This is a genomic window from Streptomyces sp. NPDC004752 (assembly GCF_053601275.1).
On the sequence record NZ_JBSGBN010000218.1, the window covers coordinates 1 to 6,846 of the forward strand.

6 protein-coding genes and 1 pseudogene are annotated in these 6,846 nt (G+C 74.0%); 4 read left to right on the plus strand and 3 right to left on the minus strand.

What is annotated here, in order from left to right; genetic code table 11:
- A partial coding sequence (locus ACWEKM_RS44495; protein WP_451627016.1) for an SGNH/GDSL hydrolase family protein occupies positions 1-1,078 on the plus strand: 1,078 nt, incomplete at its 5' end.
- 79 nt (positions 1,079-1,157) lie between these two features.
- On the opposite strand, the gene ACWEKM_RS44500 is transcribed toward ACWEKM_RS44495, so the two are convergent.
- Together ACWEKM_RS44500 and ACWEKM_RS44505 are read right to left on the minus strand one after the other, a co-directional pair.
- Positions 1,158-1,640: a DUF456 domain-containing protein gene (locus ACWEKM_RS44500; RefSeq protein WP_451627017.1), complete on the minus strand. Its 483-nt coding sequence runs from the start codon at positions 1,638-1,640 to the stop codon at positions 1,158-1,160.
- Between the two features lie 47 nt (positions 1,641-1,687).
- The gene (locus tag ACWEKM_RS44505; RefSeq protein ID WP_451627018.1) at positions 1,688-2,674 is read right to left on the minus strand and encodes a helix-turn-helix transcriptional regulator; all 987 of its coding nucleotides are present in this window, start codon (positions 2,672-2,674) and stop codon (positions 1,688-1,690) included.
- A 715-nt stretch (positions 2,675-3,389) separates the two neighbouring features.
- Between ACWEKM_RS44505 and ACWEKM_RS44510 the strand changes: the two genes are divergently transcribed.
- Positions 3,390-4,793, plus strand: coding sequence for a protein phosphatase 2C domain-containing protein (locus tag ACWEKM_RS44510; protein ID WP_451627023.1), 1,404 nt, complete (start codon positions 3,390-3,392; stop codon positions 4,791-4,793).
- Between the two features lie 157 nt (positions 4,794-4,950).
- Here ACWEKM_RS44510 and ACWEKM_RS44515 read toward each other — a convergent pair.
- Positions 4,951-5,169, minus strand: a pseudogene (locus ACWEKM_RS44515) (IS256 family transposase); the annotation flags it as partial.
- A gap of 55 nt (positions 5,170-5,224) precedes the next feature.
- Here ACWEKM_RS44515 and ACWEKM_RS44520 point away from each other — a divergent pair.
- On the plus strand, positions 5,225-5,623 hold the full coding sequence (locus ACWEKM_RS44520) for a hypothetical protein (RefSeq protein ID WP_451627019.1): 399 nt from the start codon (positions 5,225-5,227) through the stop codon (positions 5,621-5,623).
- A gap of 617 nt (positions 5,624-6,240) precedes the next feature.
- Positions 6,241-6,693 (plus strand): ATP-binding protein, encoded by a 453-nt coding sequence (locus ACWEKM_RS44525; protein ID WP_451627020.1) that lies wholly within the window; start codon positions 6,241-6,243, stop codon positions 6,691-6,693.
- The last annotated feature ends 153 nt before the right edge of the window (positions 6,694-6,846 follow it).

Genomic DNA, 6,846 nt, shown 5'->3' on the forward strand with positions numbered 1-6,846 from the left:
GGCCGCGCCCTCCGGCACCGCCCCCGCGCTACCCGGCGCCGCCATCCGCAACGTCGTACACCTCAGCGTCGGCGGCGAACTCCTGCGGATCCGCCTCAGCAACCGGCTCGGCACCGCCCCCCTGACACTCGGCGCGGTCACCGTCGCGCTGCGCGGCGCGGCCGGCCCGGACGCCGTGCCCGGCACGATGCGCACCGCGACCTTCGGCGGCGCCCCCACGGCCGCGGTCCCGCCCGGCGGTGACCTGGTCAGCGATCCGGTACCGCTGACCGCGCCCACCGCCGCGGACCTGCTCGTCACGATCCACACACCCGCCGACTCCGGCCCCGCCACCTACCACCGCACCGCCCTGCGGACCAGCTATGTCGCCCCCCGGGGCACGGGCCGGGCCGCCGACGAGGACGGCTCGGCGTACACGGCCACCACCAGCCACTGGTACTACGTCACCGACGTCGACGTCCTCGGACCCGGCGGCGGCTCCGGCAGCGTCGTGGCCTTCGGGGACTCCCTCACCGACGGCACCGGCTCCACCCACGACGCCGACCACCGCTGGCCCGACCGGCTCGCCGAACGCCTCCGGGCCCCCCGTCTCGGCGTGCTCAACGCCGGAATCGCCGGCAACCGCCTGCTGCGCGACGGCACCGGGCCGAGCGCGCTGTCCCGCCTGGACACCGATGCCCTGTCCCGGTCCGGCGCGCGGACGCTGATCGTCTTCGAAGGCATCAACGACATCAACGGCACACCCCAGGCGAACGACGTCCGCGACTTCACGGCCGCGTACCGCGCGATCGTCTCCCGCGCGCACGCCCACGGCATCCGGGTCGTCGGCGCCACCCTCACGCCGTACGGCGGCCACGGCGCCTTCACCGCCGCCCGCGAGGACGTACGACAGCGGATCAACGTCTTCATCCGCACCGGTGGAGCCTTCGACGCCGTCGTCGACTTCGACGCCGCCGTCCGCGACCCGGCACAGCCCCAGCGGATCCGGCCCGCCTACGACCCCGGCGACCATCTGCACTTCAACGACGCGGGCATGCGGGCGCTGGCCGACGCGATCGACCTTGGCACCCTGAGCTGAACCGCCCGCGGTGACCGGCGACCGGTGGCCGATTCCGCGGCGCGCCGGGCACTGTGGGTGCCGTGGTGCCGTGGTGCCGTCAGCCCCAGACCACCGCGCCCAGCCACGCGCCCATGATCAGCAGACAGGTGAACAGCTCCGTCAGCACGCTGGAGCCGCCGGAGCGCATCGCCGTGCGCAGCGCGGCCAGCGCCTCGCCATGGCGGCCGAGGCGCAGCCGCTCGTGCAGATAGATCCCGGCGAGGAAGCCGGGGACCGCCCCGACCACGGGCACCAGGAAGAAACCGAGGAACGCCCCCACCCCCGCGTACACCGCTGTCCGCGGCGTCGCACCGCTCGCCCGCAGCCGCCGGGGCGGCAGCGCCCAGCGCACCACCTGGGACAGGAACAGCACGACGGTGGCACCCACCAGGACACCCCACGCGACCGGCTGCGGATCCTGCAGCGCCCACCACAGCACTGCGGCCCACACCAGCCACGAACCCGGCACCCCGGGTACCAGCACCCCGCACAGGCCGAGCGCCATGACCAGGCCGACCAGCAGGAGTTCCCACACTCCCATCTGCCCAGCGTGCCGGAACCCGGCCGCCGACGCAGGGCGGGTACGAGTCAGTCATGGACGTCCCGGGCCACCCAGCCGCGCTCGTAGGCGTGCCAGCCCAGCTGTAGCCGGGTCGTCACCCCGGCCAGCTCCATCAGCCTCTTCACCCGCCGCTGCACGGTCCGCAGGCCCAGGTCCAGCTGCTTGGCGACGCTCGCGTCGGTCAGCCCGGCGAGCAGCAGCGACAGCACCTCCAGGTCGGTGTCGTCGGGGCCGTCCGGCCGCTGCTCGCAGACCCCCTGCACGCCCAGCCTGAGCGGCAGCGCCTGGTGCCACACCGCCTCGAACAGTCCCGACAGCAGTTCCAGCAGGCCGCCGGCGTGCACCAGGAGCGCGGCCGGTTCCGTGCGGTGCGAGGTGAGCGGCACCATGGCCAGCGAGCGGTCGGCGACCACCAGCCTGGTCGGCACCTCGTCCACCACCCGCACCTGCTCGTTCCGGCCCAGGGCCGCCGTCAGCTCGGTGATCCCGTTCGGCAGGTCCAGCAGCGCGCGCTCGACCACCAGCCGGTGCCGGACGCCGCGTCCGGCGGACTGCTCCTGGGCGTCGTTCTCCCTGTCGGAGCCGGTCATCGGGTCGCCGGTGACCAGCGCGCAGACCTCGTCGCTCGCGGCCAGCCGCAGTTGCAGGAAGCGCTGGGCCACGGCGTCGGCACCGGTCACCACCTCGACCAGGTCGTGCACGGCGGGCTCGGCGGCCGCCGCCCGGTACTCCTCGGCGAGCAGGGCCGCCGCCAGCTCGGCCTTCTCCAACTCGTGCCGCTGCTGGGTGAGCAGCGCGCCCAGCGCGAGGCCCGGGGGCGCCGCCAGCCAGCGGCCCGGGCGCGCCGACTGGGCCGCGAGGCCGTGCCGTTCCAGCCGGCGCAGGGCGCGCTCCATGTCGTGCTCGGCCAGCATCAGCCGCCGGGCCAGTTCGGGCATGTCGGCGGCGCCCATGGACACCAGCGCCCGGTACGCCGTCTCGTGCCTCTCGTCCAGTCCTAACGCTGCCAGCATCAGCCCTCGTCCCTCCCCGGCGGCCCGACCACCCCTCGCGGCGGGCTCGCGGCGGGGTGCGGCGGAAATCGGCCACGGCGCGAACCCGCCTCGGCACATCATCGCCATACCAGCGGTCACTTTGTCACGGCGGCCTCACCGCGAAGTCGATCGTCTACTGCCGTGCTTCGTACGGCAGTTCATCGCCTCCCTCGACGCCGTTCGAGGCGGACCGCGCGCCGCTTTTTTCGGATGCCCCGTTTTCCCGAGGCCCGCGCGGTGGACAATTAGGGGCATGAGCCAGCAGGGGGGTAGGCCCACCCGAGACGAGGACGACTGGTGGGGCCGGTTGTACGACGACGCCACGCAGGACACGGGCGCCACGCCCGCGACGGATTCCCTGGAGGACCGCTTCGACTCGGCATCGAACACGCTGAGCCCCGACGCACCGGGCGCACCGGGCGCACGGGAGTCCGGTGCCGGTGCTGGTGCAGGGCCTGGTGCCGGTGGCCGGGCGGACGAGCGGCGTGCGGATGCGGCCCGCGCGGGAAGCGGGGACCGGGTCGATGCCCCTCCCGAGGACGGGGCGCCGACGCGGAGGGGTCCGGGTCCGGCCGAGCCGGCGCCCAGCGACGTGCCCTCCGCGCCTCCCGGGGCACCCGAGAGCCCGTCGGGCCCGGCGGTCCGGCTGTCCGGGGGAGGGGACGAAGGCGCCCCGGGGGCGGGCGGGTTCGGGGTGAATGGACGGGCGGCCCCGGCGTCCAGGGGAGGGGACGAAAGCGTCCCGGAGACAGGGGAATTCGGGGCGACGGGCCCAGTCGTCAGCGGTCCGCATGGGCAGCGAGGTCCGGCCGATCGGCACACCTCCCCGGAGCGGACCGCCGCCGCGCCGAGCCCTGCCGAGAGCCCCTCGTCCCTCCCACCGGATCCGGCCCCTGGCCCCGACGTCGACGCCGACGCCGGGCGGGGCTCCGTCTCCGGTCTCGGTTCGGGGCCTGCTTCCGGGCCTGCCTCGTCGCCCGCGGACCCTCCGCCCCTGCCGTCCCCGTCGGCCTTCCCGGCCGTCGGGCAGAAAGCCTCTGATCCCGTGGAGAGTGCCCCGTCCCGGTCGCGGGATTCCGCAGTGGACCCCGCTGCCGGGCAGGGGAGCAGGGGAAGCGGATGGGTGGGGGGTGTCGAGTACGTCGGGTCCGGGCCGCCCACCTATGACGCCGAGCCGACCGCTCTGCCGCTCGCTGATCCCGACGGGCTCGACGAGGTGGTCGCGGACACCGTGCTCGACGGTGCCCACTACGGGGTGTGCACCCTGCGCGCCGTGTCCGTGCGGGGCGACTCCGCGCGGTACCGGGGTGAACCGCGCCGCGACGCGCTGCTCACCGCCCGGTTCGGCACCGGCGAACAGGCGCTGATCCTGGTCGCGATGGCGACCGGCGCCCGGGCCACCTCAAGCGCCCACCGCGCCGCGGCCGAGGCGTGCCGGTGGATCGGCCGGGCCGTGGGCCTCAGCCACCAGCGGCTGGTCGAGGACATCCACGCAGCCCGCCGCGACGACCTCAAGTCCGGCCTGCACCGGCTCACCGACCGCTGCCTCGGCAAGCTCCGCGCCAGCGCCACCGAGCAGGGCATCGACCCGGAGGAGTACGCGGCCGACCTGCGCTGCCTGTTGCTGCCGACCCGGCCCGACTGCCGTACCCGCGTCTTCTTCGGCATCGGCGAGGGCGGCCTGTTCCGGCTCCGGGACGGCGCCTGGCAGGACATCGAACCGCACGTCAGCACGGCCGACACCACCGGTGACGCCGTGCTCGGCTTCGGCTCGCCGCCCGCCGAGACCCCCGAGGGCGACCGGCTCACGATGGACCTGGGGATCCCGACGCCGCCCAGCCCCTATGAGCCCGCCCCCAAGCCGCCCCGCGAACCCTTCCGCTTCCGGGCCTCCGTCGCCCGCCCGGGTGATGCGCTGCTGATGTGCAGCGGCGGCCTGGCAGAGCCGCTGCGCGGCGAGCCCGCCCTCTGCGCTTACCTGGCCCGGCGCTGGTCCGGTGGCACTCCGCCGGGCCTCGCCGCGTTCCTCGCGGACACCCAGGTGCGGGTCAAGGGATACGCCGACGACCGCACGGTCGCCGCCATTTGGGAGGCGTAACCGCGGCCCCTGTGATGGCGCCCTGACCGTCGGACACGGTCAGGGCGCCCTCGTTGTGCATGCGGTGGCGTGGCGACGCGGCGGGCGGCGTCATGGTGGCCGCGCGGCGGTGGAGTCGATGCCGGCCAGGGACAGGTCCCCTACGCCCCGCTTCGCGGCCTCCGCGTTCATCCCCTCCGGACTGCCCGCCTGTGCTGAACCGCCACATCACGCCTTCGAACTGCTGCCGCAGGCCGCCCTCACCGGTCAGCTGCAGGCCGCTCGCGCGGGCCCGGCCGACCAACTGCCCGATCAACTGCTCGTCCAGCACGTCCGCCGACAACTCGGCCGGCCGGACCTCTTCAACCGCCTCCGAAGAGACAGTCACGTCGCTCATCAGGTGCTACTTCCATGATCGGGAGTTACACCGAAGACCGTACAGACCCCGTTCAATGATGGTGACGGCCCGGAGTCGGCTCGCCGCCGCGGTGGGGGCGGTCGCGCTGCTGGTGGCCATGCTCACCGGCACGGCCGCCGGTGTGGCCGGTGCGGCGCCCCAGGCGGCGCCGGTCGCCACCGCCGCTCAGGAGTCCGCCGGGTGGGTCTGCCCCGGCACGCCCATACCGTCGGGTTACGTGATCACCAGCCGCGGGGCGAACGGGTGCAATGGCGCCGGTGCCTGGTACATACAGCCCGCGCAGGACGGGATCTGGGTCTGCGCGACCTCGCCGATTCCCCCCGGCTACGTCCTCACCCTCCACACGGCCAATGGCTGCAACAGCAATATCGACACCTGGTTTCTGCAACTCCAGCCCGGACGAGAGCGGCGTGAATGTTTCATTAAACCCTGAGTACTCGGCGGAGTTGGGTGATCTGACGCCCCGGCAGCAGAAGGGCGCCGTTGACCTGCAAGGATGCGAGTGTCTACAGTCCAGGCTTGATCCAGTGACGCGCACCAGCTCGGCTGGCGGCACCGGGCGGGGCGAGTAGCAGCGGTAGTAGGCCAGTTCGCCGGTGGTGCGGTTGCGTCGTCGTGGATGTCCTGCGTCAGGGAAGCCAACCCGTTGTCAGCGTGTCCGAGTTGTCGGACGCATGGTCCAGCTGGCCCGCTCGAACCTGCGGAACGTCCCGCGGTCCTGACCGGAGGCGGGGCAGGGCGATCGATTCAGGCCAGATTCATGTGCACTGACGGGGCGTCAGTGTCGTACGGGGGGACTCCCGTCCCGTCGCGTCGGGGCGCCCGCGGCGCCGTACCGCCCTCTCCAAGGCCGGATCACGGTTCCCATGGCGCTCGGGTCGCCATGGCGGCGCCGTACCGCCATGGCCGAACCGCCGGTCGTCGACGACCGGACAGGACTGGCCAGAGGCTCACTGGGCATGGATCCCGTGAACGTGTTCGACCAGGAGGGGCAACGGCGACGGCGTGCGGGCGGGGGACATGAGAAGGCAGGCACGAGGCGGTGGTCCCGTGGTCGTCGGGACCTCCTCGGCGAAGGCGACGGGAGAAGAGACCGACGACGGCACGGACCGGGCACGCGCGCCGCAACTGCGGCGCAGGCTCGGCCGGGCGGACCTGCGGGCCGTGCCCGAGGCGCGCAGGGAAGTGCGGGAACTCCTGCGGCACTGGGGGAAACCGGGCCGCTCCGAGATAGCGGAACTGCTCACCAGCGAACTGGTCACCAACGCGCTTGTGCACACCGACCAGGACGCCGTCCTGACGGCCGTGGTCGGACCGCGCCGACTGCGTGTGGAAGTGCGGGACTTTGTGGCCCGCCGGCCGGTGCTGCGGGTGCCGCCGGCCGACCACGGCACGCACGGCCGGGGTCTGGTCCTGGTGCAGTCCCTCGCGGACGCGTGGGGCGTACGGTCGCACGGTGTGGGCAAGTCGGTGTGGTTCGAACTGGGCGCGGAGGCCGCCTGATCGGGGCGGGGCGCGAACAGGGCGGGGACCATGAGTGCGGCCGGGCCGCGAACGGGGCTACGTCGCGGACAGGGCAGCGTCGCGAACGGGGCGGGGGGGGGGGGCCGGTGGTGTTCGCCCCCCCCCCCCCGGCCCCCCGTCCGCGCCGACTCC